Origin of the sequence: Natronorubrum bangense, assembly GCF_004799645.1 — an archaeon.
In the GTDB taxonomy this organism is placed as follows: Archaea; Halobacteriota; Halobacteria; order Halobacteriales; family Natrialbaceae; genus Natronorubrum; species Natronorubrum bangense.
Window position 1 is genome coordinate 223,295 of the sequence record NZ_CP031305.1, and the last position, 16,546, is coordinate 239,840.

A 16,546-nucleotide genomic window follows, 5' to 3' on the forward strand; every position below is an offset into this window, starting at 1 on the left:
GAGGCCGTCCTGAGTGGTGCGCCGCTCGCACAGCAGACGGTGAACGCAAGACCGCGTTGTGTGGCTCGATGCCCCGGAAACGAGCGGTCGTGTTCGACCAGCCCATCTGTGGTGCTTGCGGACACGAACTGAATCGTCGCGCCCGTGGTAAACGCGCCGCTTAAGTTACTTGGCCGATGTAGCCCGGATAACGATGGAATTCTGTGACGAATGCGGTTCGATGATGAAAGCCAACGACGGCATCTGGGAATGCGGGAGCTGTGGCTATACGAAACCGAAAGGCGACGCGTCCAAATACACCGTCACGGACGATCAGGAAGCAAGCGAGGTTATCGAATCCTCTGGGGAGACGTCGCTGCCGGAGACCGACGCCCACTGTCCCGAGTGTGGGAACGACCGCGCCCACTGGTATATGCAACAGATCCGGTCGGCTGACGAATCCGAGACGCGCTTTTTCATCTGTACCGAGTGCGAATACAAGTGGCGCGAAGACGATAACTGAGCGACTGACGGCGCCAGACGTGCAGTTTCGGGCGGGTGAGCCGATCGCGGCTGCGAAAAATACCAGAACAGTTAGTTATGTCTGACGTACGTTTATGTTGCCGGACGGACCGCTAGGAGATATGTCGAAAAATCGCGTCGAGCAACTCGAAGCGACAGTTGCAGAACTCGAGTCGACGGTCGAGGGCCTGACGGACGAACTCGTCGAATCGAAAGAACGAATCCGGGTTCTCGAGGCCGAACTGGACACCGAGACGCCGACCCGCGTACCCGAGCGACGTGTCCGTACGGAAGAGACGGCAAGCGAAGACGACACCCAGGAGGCTGCACCCGACGACGTGGCCGAAGCCACGGCTGATGCAGACGTCGAAGACGAGACGACGACCGACGAAGCGGAAGACTCAGGTAGCGACGACATTATTGTCGCATAACTGCGTGGCGGCGTCGCGACCCACACTCGACTCGCGACCGTCCGGCCATGATTCCCTGCTGTGACGAAGTTGGCTAAAGTATGTATATCAAGGCACTCGTTCTGGACAATTTCAAGAGCTTCGGCCGCAAGACGAAGATTCCGTTTTACGAGGATTTCACTGTCGTCACTGGACCGAACGGCTCCGGCAAATCGAACATCATCGACGCCGTCCTCTTCGCGCTCGGACTGGCTCGAACCCGCGGTATTCGCGCCGAAAAGCTGACCGATCTGATCTACAACCCCGGTCACGAAGACGGCGACCGGTCGGCCGGCCCCCGTGAGGCGACCGTCGAAGTCGTGTTGGACAACAGCGACGAGACGTTGACTCGCTCGCAGGTCGTCAACGCCGCCGGCAGCGACGACGTCGGCGACGTCGACGAGATTCGCATCCGCCGGCGAGTCAAAGAGACCGAGGACAACTACTACTCCTACTACTATCTGAACGACCGCTCGGTCAACCTCTCCGATATTCAGGACCTGCTCGCACAGGCTGGTGTCACACCCGAGGGCTACAACGTCGTCATGCAGGGCGACGTCACCGAGATTATCAACATGACGCCGCATGCTCGTCGAGAGATCATTGACGAGATCGCCGGTGTCGCGGAGTTCGACGCGAAAAAGGAAGACGCGTTCGAGGAACTCGAGATCGTCGAAGAGCGGGTCGACGAAGCTCAACTTCGTATCGAGGAGAAACGCGACCGACTCGCCCAACTCGAAGACGAGCGACAGGAAGCCCTGCGATACCGACGGTTGCGGCGTGAACAAGAAGAGTACGAGGGCTACAAGAAGGCCAGCGAACTCGAGGAGAAACGCGACGAACTCGCGAGCGCCGAAAACCGTGTCGATGATCTCGAGGAGGAGTTGACGGACCTCCAGCGTGAACTCGACGAACGGCAGGGGAAAGTCGTCCGCTTACAAGAAGACCTCGAGGACTTAAACGCCGAAATCGAGCGCAAAGGCGAGGACGAACAGCTCCGGATCAAAAGCGACATCGAGGAGATCAAAGGCGAGATCTCCCGACTCGAGGACAAGATCGAGACCAGCGAGGGCGCGATCGAAGACGCCGAATCGAAGCGCCGCGAGGCGTTTGTCAAGATCGACCGCAAACAGGAACAGATCGAAGAGCTCGACGGCGAGATCCGCGAGCACAAACTCGAGAAAGCACAGGTCAAAAGCGAGATTCAGGACCGGGAGGCCGAACGCGAGTCACTCGAAGCAGAGATCGACGCCGTCGACACCGAGTTCGACGAGCTGAAAGCCGACCTCGCCGAGCGCAAAGACGAACTGGAGACGGTCAAAACCGAGAAAAACGACCTCCAGCGCGAACAGGACCGCCTGTTAGACGAAGCCCGACGGCGTTCGAACGAGATCAGCGAGAAAGAGTCGACGATCGAGCAACGCCGCGAGGAAATCCCTGAGATCGAGAGCAGACGGGCCGACCTCGAGCGCGAACTCGAGAAGGCCGAGACGAACCGCGAGAACATCGCGGGCGTCGTCGACGACCTCAAACGCGAAAAGCGACGGCTCCAGTCGGACGTCGACGACATCGACGATAAAATCCAGGCGAAACAACAGGAGTACGCCGAACTCGAGGCCAACGCGGGCAAAAGCGGCGACTCCTCGTTCGGTCGCGCGGTGACGACGATTCTGAACGCAGGGATCAACGGCGTCCACGGCGCGGTCGCCCAGCTTGGGACCGTCCCCGGCGAGTACGCCGTCGCCTGTGAGACGGCCGCAGGCGGGCGACTCGCGAACGTGGTCGTCGACGACGACGTCATCGGCCAACAGTGTATCGACCACCTCAAATCGCGCAACGCAGGCCGGGCGACGTTCCTCCCGATGACGGACATGCACAAGCGCCGGCTCCCCAACGCCCCGAGCGATCCCGGCGTGGTCGACTTCGCGTACAACCTCGTCGAGTTCGACGGCCAGTACGCCGACGTCTTCTCGTACGTCCTCGGCGACACGCTGGTCGTTGAAGACCTCGAGACCGCCCGCTCGTATATGGGCGACTATCGGATGGTCACACTCGACGGCGACCTCGTCGAGAAAAGCGGCGCGATGACCGGCGGCTCCGGCGGCGGCTCACGCTACTCCTTTACCGGGGGCGGCGAGGGCCAACTCGAGCGCGTCGCCACACAGATCACCGACCTCCAGGACCAGCGTGAGTCCCTTCGCGAGGAGCTTCGTGGCGTCGAAGAGCGCCTCGACGATGCCCGCGACCGCAAGACCGATGCCGCAGACGAAGTGCGCTCGATCGAAACCGAACTCGAGAGTCTCGCGGACAAACGCAAATCGATCGAAGCCGAGATCGACACCCTCCAGAACGACCTCGCCGACCTCGAGGGCGAACGGGAGTCCGTCGACGAACGGATGACCGAACTCTCAGGCGAGATCGAGACGAAGACAGCGGAAGTCGAGGAGATCGAAGCCGAGATCGACGACCTCGAGACCGAACTCGCAGACTCGAAGATTCCCGAACTGACCGCGGAAATAGAGGCCCTCGAGGACGAAATCGATGAGCGCGAAGACCGCATCGCGGATCTCGACAGCACACTCAACGAACTGAGCTTAGAGAAGGAGTACGGCGAGGACGCGATCGAAGACCTCCACGACGACATCGAGACGGCTCAGAATCGGAAAGCCGAACAGGAAGCTCGAATCAACGACTGTGAGGACGCTATCGCCGAAAAGCGCGAGACACTCGAGGACAAACGGGAGGCCGTTGCCGAACTCGAGGACGAACTCACCGACCTCAAAGCGGAGCGCAGTGACCTCAAAGAGGAACTGTCCACGGCCCGAACCAAACGCGACCAGCAACAGGATCGGGTCAACGCCGTCGAGAGCAAACTCGAGGATGCACGCAGTCGGCTGAGCGACCTCGAGTGGGAAATCGAGAGTCTCGAGGCCGAGGTCGGCGAGTACGACCCCGAGGACGTGCCCGACCACGAGACGGTTCTCGAGATGATCGAGGTGTTGCAGGCGGATATGGAGGCGATGGAGCCGGTGAACATGCTTGCGATCGACGAGTACGACGACGTGCGGGAGGATCTCGAGGAACTCGAGGACGCGAAAGCGACGCTGGTCGAGGAAGCCGAGGGGATCCGCGATCGGATCGAACAGTACGAGACGCTGAAGAAACAGACGTTTATCGACTCCTACGACGAGATCGCCGAGCAGTTCACGGAGATTTTCGAGAAGCTTTCGGAGGGGACCGGGACGCTGCATCTGGAGAACGAGGCCGATCCGTTCGACGGTGGGTTGACGATGAAAGCCCAGCCCGGCGACAAGCCGATTCAGCGACTCGATGCGATGTCCGGTGGCGAGAAGTCGCTGACGGCGCTGGCGTTTATTTTCGCGATCCAGCGCCACAACCCGGCCCCGTTCTACGCGTTAGACGAGGTCGACGCCTTCCTCGATGCCGTCAACGCCGAGCGGATCGGCCAGATGGTCGATGAACTCTCCGAGAAAGCGCAGTTCGTCGTCGTCTCGCATCGCTCTGCGATGCTCGATCGATCCGAGCGAGCCATCGGGGTGACGATGCAACAGGACAACGTGAGTGCGGTGACCGGAATCGATCTCAGCAGCGACGGCGATGGAGAGGAGGTGCCGGCAAGTGACTGAGGAGAACGACGATATTCCGCTGCAGATCGCCGGCCACGAAGACCGCGAGCGACCGGGACAATCTGACTCGGACACAGCTCTCGTCACCGATGCTGGCTCGAGTGACGAGGCTCGAGCATCCCCTTCAACGGTCCTCGAGTTTTCCGAAGATGACGAAAACGAAACGGGAACCGATAGCGACGACGTCGAGCCCGTCGAACTGCTGGTCCAACTCGCCAAAGACGGCGAGATCGATCCCTGGGATATCGATATCGTCGCAGTGACCGACAAGTTCCTCGAGGCACTCGACGAGGCCGACCTGCGGACCTCCGGTCGCGCGCTGTTTTACGCGAGCGTGCTTTTGCGGATGAAAAGCGACGAGCTGTTCACGCCGGACGAACCCGAGGAAGCGGAGCTACCGCCGTGGGAGGCGCCCTTTGCAGACGACGGACCGATGGACAGCGGTGATGGCGACGGCGGGCCGGCTCCCGGCTTCGACCCTATCGAGAGCCTCGAGGCGGAGATGGAACGTCGCCTCGATCGCAAACACGCCCGTGGAAAGCCGGAGACGCTCGACGAACTGGTTCGGGAGCTCCGAAGCGCCGAACGGGAGACGCGATGGAAGGAGTCTCGAAGTTACGACACGAGCGACTCGCCGCGTGGGTACGACCGCGGGATGCAGGAGCTGAACTACCACTCGGGCGATGATTTCCGCGTCGACGACGAGCCCACAAGCGACGACGTGACGCATACGACCCACGAAGAAGACATCGAAACGGTCATCGATAACGTCGAAGGAGAACTCGCTGGCCAGTACGACCAGGGCCGCGAGGAAGTGTTGTTCGCCGAAATCGAAGGCGTCGGCGGCTCACGCGTGATGACGTATCTGGCGTTGCTCTTTCTGTCTCACCGCGGTCGAGTCCGTCTCGAGCAAGACGAGCTGTTCGGCGACCTCTGGGTGCAAGACGCGACAGTGGCGACGGACTCGAGCGAATCGATCGCCGACTGATCGCACAGTAGAACCCGATTTCGCACGATCCTCCCCGCTTGAGCGACGACAAGCGGTTACTCAGCGGTTCCAGCTCCCAGAAGCGAGTCGCCGTGGTTCGTCCCGATCGTTGCGAGCACGAAGAGAATGGTGATGATGGTGCCGAGCATCACGCCGGGAAGCGCGAGCACACCAAGCAGGGAGGCGACCAGCAGACTCGTACTCGCAGCGATCGCCGTCGCGTAGTAGTCGCTGACGAAATACCCGATGATCGACCGTTCGGCGTCGTCGTCGGGTGCATCATCCCGATACGGCTCGAGATGCGGGCGAAAGATCTCTATGCGATCCGTCGCTCGAACGATACCGCGGGACTTGTTGTACTCGATGACGCCTTTTTTGTCGAGTTTCGGAAGGTGTGACTGGTACAGCGGAATGTAGACACGCTGGCGTTGGGTGGACGTCAACTCCGCAACTGTCGTCTCGTGCTCGAGGGCGGCGACGTGTTCGGCGATGTCGCGCATTTTGACGGACTCCGCATCCATATCGAGCAGGTAGCGAATGGTGTCTCGCCTGCGGTTCGTCTGTAAGAGATGAAAGATTTCGTCCTGAGAGAGTTCCGGGGACTCCTCGAGTGAGGGCGAACCAGCAGCACTGTTTGAACTGCGGGGAGGGAGGACTGATTGGGGACTCATACGCTTCACTCTGAGCAGGATTTCATGACAACGCAAACCTTTCTATATTCAGAGATTCCTTTGTACTTTTATCCTATTTCAGAAATATATCCAATCTTGAGAAGAAATATACACAATCAGTACTGTTTTCCAAAACGGACGGTCGGCCGGAGACACGACAAACACCTCCGTGCTGACGGTCTGGACAGCGGACGATCCGGTCCGTCAGTAACGTGTTGACGTAGCTGAACGAACGCCACTGCGTGACGAGTCGGTGGTGAGTGCAGATATCATATCTCACGAGTCGTGAAGTACGATGAGCCGTACTGTTGAGATATGTCCTCCGGCGAGGTGTCGGACGAGAGTAGCCTCACGGAGGGGAGTCTCGTTCGGCCGATGTTCAAGCTGGCCTGGCCGCTCGTGGTCATCCAGCTGTTGCAGGTCGCCTACAACGTCGGCGACACGTTCTGGCTCGGGGCGCTTTCGCCCGACGCCGTCGGTGCGGTGAGTCTCGCCTTTCCGCTGCTCTTTTTAGTGATCGCGGTCGGGGCCGGTTTCACGACCGCCGGCTCGATTTTGCTCGCCCAGCACACAGGGGCTGAAAGTGGCAAAGGTGGTCTCATCGCCGGGCAGACGATCTCGTTTATTTCGCTGATCGCGATCGTCCTCGGTATCGTCGGGTACTTTGCGACAGATCCGATGCTCGAACTCCTCCCTGCCGACAGCGACACGCAGACTGCGATCCTCCCACTAGCTGGCGACTATCTGCGGATCTTCTTCCTCGGGGTTCCCTTCGTGTTCGGTTTTTTCGTCTTCGCTGCGCTCATGCGGGGGTACGGCAACACCCGTGCACCGATGCGGGTGATGGTCATCAGCGTCGTCGTCAATCTCGTGCTCGATCCACTGCTGATTTTCGGTGTCGGGCCGCTGCCTCGCCTCGAGATCGAAGGTGCTGCCGTCGCGACCGTCGTCTCCCGAGGCCTCGCCACGGTGATCGGCTTCTATCTGCTGTACTACACGACGACTGGCCCCACCATCGAACTGCATCATCTCCGCCCGCGACTCGAGTACGTCACCGAGATTACCAGACTCGGCGTCCCGACAGCGCTCGAGCAGTCGATGACAGCGCTGGCGCTGGTCGCAATGACAGCGATGGTCGTCACGTTCCCGCCGGCGGTCGTCGCAGCCTACGGGCTGGGTAACCGGCTGATCTCGCTTGCTTTCCTGCCCGCGATGGGGATGGGGCAAGCGACGGACTCGATCGTCGGCCAGAACTTAGGCGCTGGGCGGGCTGACCGGGCAGCGAAGGCGACGTGGCTCGCTTCGGGCGTCATTGGGGGGATCATGGCCGTCGCCGGCGCACTCGCCATTCTCTTTCCGGAGCCGTTCGTCGCGGTGTTTCTCACGGCCGAGGAAGCCGGCCGAGCCGAAACGCTCGCCTACGGCGTCACATACCTCCAGTTTGCCGCGTTCGCCTTCGTCTTCATGGGCATCATGCAGGTCATGCTCGGGGCGTTTCGGGGGGCTGGTAACACGAAGACGGCGCTCGTCTTTTCCGTGCTGGGGCTGTGGATCGTCCGCGTTCCAGTTACCTACTATCTGATCTTCGTCGCCGGCTGGGGTACCACGGGCATCTGGACGGGCGTCGTCGTGGGCGACGTCGTCGGCGCACTCGCTGCTGTCGCGTGGTTTACGCGTGGCACCTGGAAGGAGTCGCTAGTGAATGAGGCGGACGAGGACTCGAAGACAGCGCAACTGGAGGCGACAGAGTCGGACGATACCGAATCGGTCGCGGAGTGACGCGTTCGAGACTCGGTCGATCGAAATCCTGCACACCGTAAACATCGGCACATCCGCCCGTATACCCGACTCTGTGAACAGTATTGCTGCATATAAGGACACCCCATTGAATATATACACAGAACTTATTATGACCATCCATTTCACACACAGACATGTGTGAGTAATACGCATGATTCGAGGACGAGATTCAACGACCGCGTCGACCTCTTGTACGGCTACTGGAGAGGGTCTCCCATGACCACCCCAGACGGGGTTACAGTCGAGCCCACAACGGTGGGAGAGAGGATCACATAGGCGAACACGCCGAGACTACCGCTACAATACCGTTCCAAGCCATGTCCGAACCACCCGATATCCATCGTTCGTCGAATCGGACGGGAACTACCACCTCACAGCACACCCTCGAGCCGATGCGACGCAGCATCGAAGTCGAGTACTGGGTAATCGATGAGCAGGGGCGACTGACCGATCCAGGAGACCTCGTCGAGGCATCGCCGGGGGTCGAACGGGAGTTCGTCGCCCCGCTACTCGAGATCAAAACGACACCGTGTGAGACGACGGCTGAACTCCGCGACGAACTGTTCGATCGGCTCGATCGGGTTCTCCGACGGGCCGAGGAACGGGACAAGCGGCTGGTCCCACTCGCAACGCCAGTCCAGCAGGCACCGATCGAAGATCGCCCGGGTGAGCGCACGCGGATCCAGGATCGCGTCATCGGTGAGGACTTCGAGTACGTGCGACACTGCGCCGGCACGCACATTCACGTCGAACAACAGCCCGGCCGCGAGATCGACCAGTTGAACACACTCATCGCACTCGATCCCGCGCTGGCGCTGGTCAACTCCTCGCCGTACTTCGAGGGCACACGCCTGACGACCGGCGCACGATCCCAGCTCTATCGCTGGATGGCGTATGAATCCCTGCCACACCAGGGGCAGCTGTGGCCATATGTCGAAGACAGAGCGGAGTGGGCGAGACGACTCGAGCGTCGGTACAGCGAGTTCGTGACGGCGGCTATCGTCGCCGGCTGCGACCGAGACACGGTCGAGTCGTGTTTCGGGCCGGAAAGTGCGGCTTGGACGCCGGTCAAACTCCGTGAGCGGTTCTCGACCGTCGAATGGCGCTCGCCCGACACAGCCCTCCCGAGCCAGATCGTGCGGTTGGCCGATGAGATCGTCGGGGTTATCGAACACCTCGACGACGTCGAGGTACGCATCGAGGGCGAAACGGGTCGCATAACGGACGAAGCGGTCGTTCTGCCGGAGTTCGACACAGTACAGGAGTACGTCGAAGCCGGGATCCGGGACGGCCTGTCGTCGGCCGCAGTACGGTCGTATCTCGAGCGAATGGGATTCGACGTCGAGGCGTACGAGCCGCTTTCCCACGAGATCGACACCGGCGAGGAGCTGACAGCGACCGAAGCGCGACAGCTTCGACTCGAGTACGCCGAGCGCCTCGAACAGGACCTGTCGCAGGCACGATCGATGACAGCTGACTGATCGACGATGAACACGTCGCAAACACCAATGAAACAAGACGATTCATCCACACCAACAGTTCGTATTAATAACAGATGGGACAGCTGAGTCTCGCGCTGTTGAACGCGGCTCACGAGGCTGTGGATACCCGACGGAACTTTCATCGGGAACTCGATGCTGACCTCGAGGAGTTCCACTGTCCGTCCGGCGAGTTCCCCGACGACTTTCGCTACGACGGCTTCGTCGTGACCGGCTCGAGTGCGTCGGTCTACTGGGATCGCGAGTGGATCGGACGGCTGAAAACCTGGGTCGGCGATGCGGTCCAGGCCGGGGTACCCGCGCTCGGTGTCTGTTACGGTCACCAGCTCCTCGCGGACGTTCTGGGTGGGCGCGTCGAGGGGATGGGCGAGTACGAAATCGGCTATCGAACCGTCGAACAGGACGGCGAGAACCGCCTCCTCGACGGGATCGACGAGACGATGACAGTCTTTACGACACACTCGGATCACGTCATCGAAGCGCCGCCGGGAGCGACGGTGTTTGCGAAAAACGGGTACGGTATTCACGGGTTTCGGAAAGACCACGTGTTCGCCGTTCAGTTCCACCCGGAGTACGATATGCGGACTGCCAAAGCGGTCACAAAACGGAAGTCGGAACAGCTCTCGACACAGCGCATCGAAGCGGTTCTCGAGGGAATCCACGCGGAGAACTACGAGGCCGCCTGCGAGGCAAAACAGTTGTTCGACAACTTTCTTGCCTACACGGAAGCGGTTCGGGCAGAACGGGTCGGTGTGAACTGACTGCCGGTCGCGTTCGGCGGTTCGTCGTCGAACGCATCGACTTCCGCCCGCGCCTGAAGGAGATGGGCTTTCGCTCGATCCGTGTTACGCGGTCTCCGCCAGTTGCCACTTGCCGGGGCCAGCCGACTCGAGGACGTCGCGGCGTTCCATCTCGGTCAATACTTCAGGAATCCGGTCAGGCTGGGCGATCTCCATCTCGATACGGTCGACGCCGTGGAACGTGGCGAGATAGTGGCGAATCTCCTCCTGGGTGAACGTTTCCTGGTCGGCCTGGCCCATCACGCTCGAGATCAGATCGATCATGTCCTCGATGAAGTTCCACGGGTAGACGACCCACGTCCACTCCTCGAGATGTTCGCCAACGTAGTCGGGTTCGTACTCGCTGGTACCGAGCAGTTGGAGGGTTGCGGTCCGAACCTCGCCGGCGTCACGGTCGGTGACGTACTCGTAGGCGCGCTCGATCGAGCCGCCGGTGTCGGCGATGTCGTCGATGATGAGGACGTCCTTGCCTGCGACGCTGCCCTCCGGCATGGGGTAGCGAACGGTCGGCTCGTCGCTTTTCTCTGCGGCCCCGACGTAGTGTTCCATCTTCAAACTCGTCAGATCGTCGAGTCCGAGGAAGTCACAGAGACAGCGGCCCGCAAACCAGCCCCCGCGGGCGAGTGCGACGACGACGTCGGGTTCGAACGCGTCGTCGCGAACCTCGTCGCCGACGTCGCGACACAGGCCGTAAATATACTCCCAGTTGGTGATCGTGCAGTCGAAGTCGTCCGGTAGATCGGACATGGTGCTATCTACTCGAGTGAGGGGACGCGACCCTCATAAGTGGGCTGATACGGTCTGCTGTACCGTTTTACCGCCGATCGCCAGCGGCGGAGTCAGTGATCGGCGGGACGTGACGACAGCAGTCCGTATGAAACCGCGCTCAGCAACCGATCCCGTTGCTCGAGGCGACGGTGTGCCGACGTGAGACGCGCAACACAAGCACTATATGATCCAGTAATACAACCTAGTTGTTAATGGTGCAAACCCAGCTCGAAGCCGCCCGTGAGGGAACGATCACCGAGGCAATGGCACGCGTCGCCGACCGTGAGAACCGCGATCCGGAGTTTGTCCGGGAGCAGGTCGCCGACGGACAAGCCGTAATTCCAGCGAATACCCATCACGAGGCGCTTGATCCGATGATCATCGGCCGCGAGTTCGCGACGAAAGTCAACGCGAACATCGGTAACAGCGAGACGACCAGCAACCTCGAGGAAGAACTCGAGAAACTTCACACGGCGGTCCACTACGGTGCGGATACGGTGATGGATCTCGGCACCGGCAGCGATCTCGACGACATTCGCGAGACCCACATCGAACACTCGCCGGTGCCGATCGGAACGGTGCCGCTGTACGAGGCCGTCAAGCAGGCGGGGAGTCCCGAGGATATCACGACTGATCTGTTGCTCGAGATCATCGAAAAGCAAGCCGAGCAGGGCGTCGACTACATGACCATCCACGCGGGGATTCTGGCGGAACACCTGCCGTTGACCGACGGTCGGAAGACGGGCATCGTCTCCCGTGGCGGTTCGATCATGGCGACGTGGATGGAAGCCCACGGCGAGCAGAATCCGCTGTTCCAGGTCTACGACGAGCTCTGCAGGATATTCGCCGCCCACGACGTCACGTTCAGTCTCGGCGACAGCCTGCGGCCGGGCTCGTTGGCCGACGCCTGCGACGAGGCCCAGCACGCCGAACTCGACACGCTCGGCGAGTTGACCCGGCGCGCCTGGGCCCACGACGTGCAGGTGATGGTCGAAGGACCGGGCCACGTCCCGATGGACAAGGTCGCCGAGACCGTCGAACGCCAGCAGGAGGTCTGTGACGGCGCGCCCTTCTATGTACTCGGCCCGCTGGTGACCGATATTGCGCCCGGCTACGACCACATCACGAGCGCCATCGGTGCCGCAATGGCGGCCCAGGCTGGCGCGGCGATGCTGTGTTATGTCACCCCGAAAGAACATCTCGGCCTCCCTGACGAGGACGACGTCCGCGACGGACTCGTCGCCTACCGGATCGCCGCCCACGCAGGCGACGTGGGGAGCGGTCGTCCCGGCGCTCGAGACTGGGACGACGCCCTCTCCGAGGCCCGCTATGCGTTCGACTGGCGCGAGCAGTTCCGACTCGCGCTCGATCCCGACCGCGCCCGCGAGTATCACGACCAGACGCTGCCCGAAGACAACTACAAAGACGCCCGTTTCTGCTCAATGTGTGGCGTCGAGTTCTGCTCGATGCGGATCGACCAGGACGCTCGCGACCGCGCGGACGGCGAGATGGACCGACTCGAGTCGACGACCAACCTCGAGGCCTCGCCCGCTGCGGCGGTCAACCTCCCGCCGGTCGGAACCCACGACACCGGCGATCGGCCGTCGCTCGAGGACGACGGTCGCGAGCAGGTGACTGAGACGACGGGTGACGACTGAGACAGTCTGCTGTACCGAGGTACACACCGATCGCACAGAGCTGTTGGGCGATCAGGTGTGCAGTGGCGTTCAGCGGCTATTGTGCCGTTTGGGGTGGTGAGCTATCGGCGAACGCGTGGTTCGGACCACGTCCATCGGGCCGTGTTCTCTATCAGTTCGTGTGAACGCAGTCCCGGATTCTTATAGGATATCGTGATAGTCACCACCATCTATGGCTCCTCTTCGACGACGCACCGCACTGACGGCGATCTCGACGACGACAGCGGCGGCACTGGCTGGCTGCACTGACCTACTCTCCAGCGACACCGACGAGGAGGGCGAGGACGTCGACACGGACAAACTCGAGGACGCGGCGGCCACGTTCGTCGACGACCTCGCGAACGGCCGCTTCGAGGACATTCGCGAGCAGTTCGTCCCCGAGATGAAATCGCAGTACGCCTCGCTCGGTCAACTCGAGCAGACCTGGATGGGATATACGGCCATTGGCAGCGAGTTCGAGGAGATCGTCGACACGTCGGTGACGGAACGAGAGGGGACGTACACGGCCCGCGTCTCGATGGCGTTCGAACGCGGCGACCACGACCTCCTCCTCGCGATGAACGAGGAGTACCAGTACGGGGAGTACATACCCGGCGACGAGTATGAACGGCCAGCGTACGTCGATCCAGACGCCGTCTCCGAGACGGAGGTAACGCTCGAGACCGAGATGGACGGCTGCTCACTGTCGGGGCTCGTTACGACGCCGGCCGACGCCGAGGGCGAGGTTCCGGGCGTCGTCCTCGTCCACGACGCCGGTCGGGTCACGATGGACAGCGAGACGAGAGCGACGCAGCTGTTCAGAGACCTCGCGGAGGGCCTTGCGACGCGGGATATCGCGACCGTTCGGTACAATAAACGGACCCTCGAGTGTGAGCTTGAGGACGACGAGTACGGCATCGACAACGTCGCCGTCGACGACGCGCTCGCCGCGGCCGACGAACTCCGGGACGTCGACGGCGTCGACGCGGATCGGCTCGTCGTCGTCGGCCACGGTCTCGGTGGATTGGCAGCGCCCAGAATCGCAGACCGAGACGGCGGCCTCGCCGGCGTCATCGGCTTGGCCGCGCCGGCACGGTCGTTCGCCGAGGTCGTCCTCGAGCAGGCCGAACACCAGGCGACGGTCGGCGACTACGAGTGGGAGACGCGAGCGGAGCGCGTCGACGAGTGGAGCGACCAGATCGACCGGATCACCGAGGGCGAGTACGACGCCGACGACCTCCTCGTCGGCTACTACGGCTCGCTGTGGAACAGCCTCGCAGAGTACGATCAGGTCGCGGTCGCCAGTAGCCTCGAGGTTCCCACGTACTTCTTACAGGGCGACCGCGACACGCGAGCCACCGTCGAAGACGACCTCGAGCGCTGGGCGTCCGAACTCGAGGGGGACTCGAGCGTCGAGGTCTACGACGGCCTCAACCACGCGTTCATGCCTGGCGAGGGGCCGGTGGTCCCCTTCGAGTACGACCTTCAGAACAACGCCGACGAGCGCGTCGTCGACGATATCGTGGCGTGGATTGACGAGCTGTGAGCCGCCTGTCGGTTCGAGGGAGTCGACGACCGAGGATTGATACGTCACTCGGCCGACCGATGGCGTATGAAGACGACTCGAGTCTTGCAGGTCGACGCGTTCACCGACGAACCGCTAACCGGAAACCCGGCGGGTGTCGTCCCCAACGCAGACGGCCTCTCGGAGTCACAGATGCAGTCGATCGCCGCCGAGATGGGCGTTAGCGAAACGGCGTTCGTGCGCTCGAGCGAGCGCGCCGACCGGCGGATTCGCTACTTCACACCGACCCAGGAGGTCGATCTCTGTGGACACGCGACCATCGGTTCGTTTGCACATCTCCACGACGAGGGGCTCGAACCGGGCAGTTCGACGCTCGAGACGAACGTCGGCGACCTCGAGATCGACCTCGAGGACGACGGCACGGTCTGGATGACACAGGATCGCCCGCAGGTGCGCGAGGTCGACGTCGGCTACGACCGCGTTGCCGATGCGCTTGGTGTCGATCAGGCTGCGCTCGAAGGCGCAAGCGACGATATTCCGCTGGCAGTGGCTTCGACCGGACTCCCGTTTCTAATCGCCCCGATCACGTATCTCTCCGATGTCGGGACTGCCGACCCGGAGGTGACGGCAGTCGAAGCGCTGACCGACGCGCTCGACGTGACCGGCATCTATCTGTTCACGTTCGACGCCCTCGAGCGAGAGTCGACGCTACACGGGCGGATGTTCGCACCCGGAGCCGGCGTACCCGAAGATCCAGTTACCGGAACCGCAAGCGGTGCCGTCGGTGCGTATCTCGATCACTTCGGCGCGTTCGACGACGATTTCCCAGACGAACTCCGTCTCGAGCAGGGCCACTACGTCGACCGACCGGGACTGGTTCGCGTTCGCGTCGACGGTGATGTCCAGATCGGCGGTCGAGGTGTGACCGTTCTCGACGGCTCGCTCGTCGTTCCCGCAGACGACGAGGAGGAGATTATCGAGGCCTGATACGGACTGCTGTCCGTCAGTGCCGGCGCAGTCGCGAACCCGCGTTCGGTCGCGCCGGGACACAGGGACAGCAGACCGTCTGAGCCGGAGTCGGATCGATTTCACAGGCGCTCGAGGCGAATGCCCCGGGGCTTAATACCGAGGCGATTCACTCGAGTAAGTCAGTGTCGGTCCCGTCGACAGTAGACTCGCCGCCAGCGGGAGAGTCAGTACTGTCGCTGTGTTATCGACGGTTCGGCGAACGGATAGACTGCGCAGAACGGATCCGACGTCACCACTGTCAGAGCTGTTGTGTTCCGTCCATCTCCTCGAGCGCGGTCAGTGCCGCTTTCAGGACCTTCCGTTCACTCCGCCGTAAGTTCATGGAGACGGCCGTCTTCGAAATATCGAAGTGAGTCGCCAGTTCGTCGAGTGTTGTCTCGCGTGGGGTCTCATAGTAGCCGTTCCGGGACGCAGCTTCGAACGTCTCGCGTTCGGTCTCGGTGAGTGACCGACAGCCCTCGAGCAGCCGAAGCGCGCTGTCGGAGTTTTCGAGCAGGTCAAACAGCGCCGTCGGGCCGACCTGGTCGCGATCTTCGACAGTGAACTCGTTGTGGCGCTCGAGTTCGGCGAGTGCGTGATCTTCGTCGCGGTCATCATCGAAGCCGACGTGCCAGTGTTCCCGGCCGTCCTCGATCCGGAACGGGCCGGTGATGTAGCCACCGTTTTGCTGGATCGTCCGCATCGCGTTCGTCTCTTCGATCGTCGTTCCGATTTCGGCGACGTTGTCACGCTTCGAGAGGATGTAACACTCTCGCATGTTCGGGTGGTCGCGAAGTTCGTGGAGCCCTGCTTCAAGCGTGCCTGTCGACGAGCCTTTCGCGATCAGCCGTGTCTCGAGTCGCTTATCATCGGTATCGAGTTGCCACTGGACGGCCGAGAAGGCGATATCGACGTCGTCGGTCGTATCGATAAACGGACAGTCGTACTGCCGCATGTCGATATCGAGATCGATCATACTAGCTATCAAGACACATACAAGGTATTAATACTTGCTACTAATTATGGCGTTATCGGCTGAGAGACACTATCGGAAACGTTGATTCGGAAATTTGTGAGCGATGGAATTTTAAATCAGCTAAAAGGAGTGTCCCCGACTGGAGACGCATCCGAGGACCGATTCTGCCCCATCCTCGGGGCTCCGTTTGATATGTTAACGGCTGTGTTTTAGCATGGTTCGGGAGAACGTACAGCCA

Annotated in this window: 13 protein-coding genes; 10 read left to right on the forward strand and 3 right to left on the reverse strand. The window is 61.4% G+C overall.

Annotated elements, in window-relative coordinates; all coding sequences use genetic code 11:
• Positions 1-193: 193 nt before the first annotated feature.
• From DV706_RS01125 to DV706_RS01140, 4 genes are all read left to right on the forward strand, one after another.
• Positions 194-502, forward strand: coding sequence for a transcription factor S (locus DV706_RS01125; RefSeq protein ID WP_006067898.1), 309 nt, complete (start codon positions 194-196; stop codon positions 500-502).
• Positions 503-623: 121 nt separating this feature from the next.
• Positions 624-932, forward strand: a complete 309-nt coding sequence (locus DV706_RS01130; RefSeq protein ID WP_006067899.1) for a DUF7518 family protein — start codon at positions 624-626, stop codon at positions 930-932.
• 80 nt (positions 933-1,012) lie between these two features.
• The gene (smc, locus tag DV706_RS01135) at positions 1,013-4,597 is read left to right on the forward strand and encodes a chromosome segregation protein SMC (protein ID WP_006067900.1); all 3,585 of its coding nucleotides are present in this window, start codon (positions 1,013-1,015) and stop codon (positions 4,595-4,597) included.
• Positions 4,569-5,585 (forward strand): segregation and condensation protein A, encoded by a 1,017-nt coding sequence (locus tag DV706_RS01140; RefSeq protein WP_049890001.1) that lies wholly within the window; start codon positions 4,569-4,571, stop codon positions 5,583-5,585. The genes smc and DV706_RS01140 overlap by 29 nt, the downstream gene beginning before the upstream one ends.
• Before the next feature lie 56 nt (positions 5,586-5,641).
• Here DV706_RS01140 and DV706_RS01145 read toward each other — a convergent pair whose 3' ends face one another.
• On the reverse strand, positions 5,642-6,256 hold the full coding sequence (locus DV706_RS01145) for a DUF7344 domain-containing protein (RefSeq protein ID WP_049890002.1): 615 nt from the start codon (positions 6,254-6,256) through the stop codon (positions 5,642-5,644).
• A 315-nt stretch (positions 6,257-6,571) separates the two neighbouring features.
• On the opposite strand from DV706_RS01145, the gene DV706_RS01150 reads away from it, so the two are divergent.
• From DV706_RS01150 to DV706_RS01160, 3 genes are all read left to right on the forward strand, one after another.
• A complete protein-coding gene (locus DV706_RS01150; protein ID WP_006067903.1) occupies positions 6,572-8,035 on the forward strand; it encodes an MATE family efflux transporter in 1,464 nt (487 codons plus the stop codon).
• 338 nt (positions 8,036-8,373) lie between these two features.
• Positions 8,374-9,537, forward strand: coding sequence for a glutamate-cysteine ligase family protein (locus DV706_RS01155; RefSeq protein ID WP_006067904.1), 1,164 nt, complete (start codon positions 8,374-8,376; stop codon positions 9,535-9,537).
• A 74-nt stretch (positions 9,538-9,611) separates the two neighbouring features.
• Positions 9,612-10,316, forward strand: coding sequence for a type 1 glutamine amidotransferase (locus DV706_RS01160; protein WP_006067905.1), 705 nt, complete (start codon positions 9,612-9,614; stop codon positions 10,314-10,316).
• 84 nt (positions 10,317-10,400) lie between these two features.
• Here DV706_RS01160 and DV706_RS01165 read toward each other — a convergent pair whose 3' ends face one another.
• Positions 10,401-11,102: a phosphoribosyltransferase gene (locus tag DV706_RS01165; protein ID WP_006067906.1), complete on the reverse strand. Its 702-nt coding sequence runs from the start codon at positions 11,100-11,102 to the stop codon at positions 10,401-10,403.
• Between the two features lie 233 nt (positions 11,103-11,335).
• On the opposite strand from DV706_RS01165, the gene thiC reads away from it, so the two are divergent.
• From thiC to DV706_RS01180, 3 genes are all read left to right on the forward strand, one after another.
• A complete protein-coding gene (gene thiC, locus DV706_RS01170; protein WP_006067907.1) occupies positions 11,336-12,781 on the forward strand; it encodes a phosphomethylpyrimidine synthase ThiC in 1,446 nt (481 codons plus the stop codon).
• A gap of 211 nt (positions 12,782-12,992) precedes the next feature.
• Positions 12,993-14,345 (forward strand): alpha/beta hydrolase, encoded by a 1,353-nt coding sequence (locus tag DV706_RS01175; RefSeq protein WP_006067908.1) that lies wholly within the window; start codon positions 12,993-12,995, stop codon positions 14,343-14,345.
• 66 nt (positions 14,346-14,411) lie between these two features.
• Entirely contained in the window at positions 14,412-15,311 is a 900-nt protein-coding gene (locus DV706_RS01180; protein ID WP_006067909.1) for a PhzF family phenazine biosynthesis protein, read from the forward strand.
• A 280-nt stretch (positions 15,312-15,591) separates the two neighbouring features.
• Here the strand turns inward: DV706_RS01180 and DV706_RS01185 are convergent, their stop codons facing one another.
• A complete protein-coding gene (locus tag DV706_RS01185; RefSeq protein WP_006067910.1) occupies positions 15,592-16,308 on the reverse strand; it encodes a helix-turn-helix domain-containing protein in 717 nt (238 codons plus the stop codon).
• Positions 16,309-16,546 lie beyond the last annotated feature (238 nt).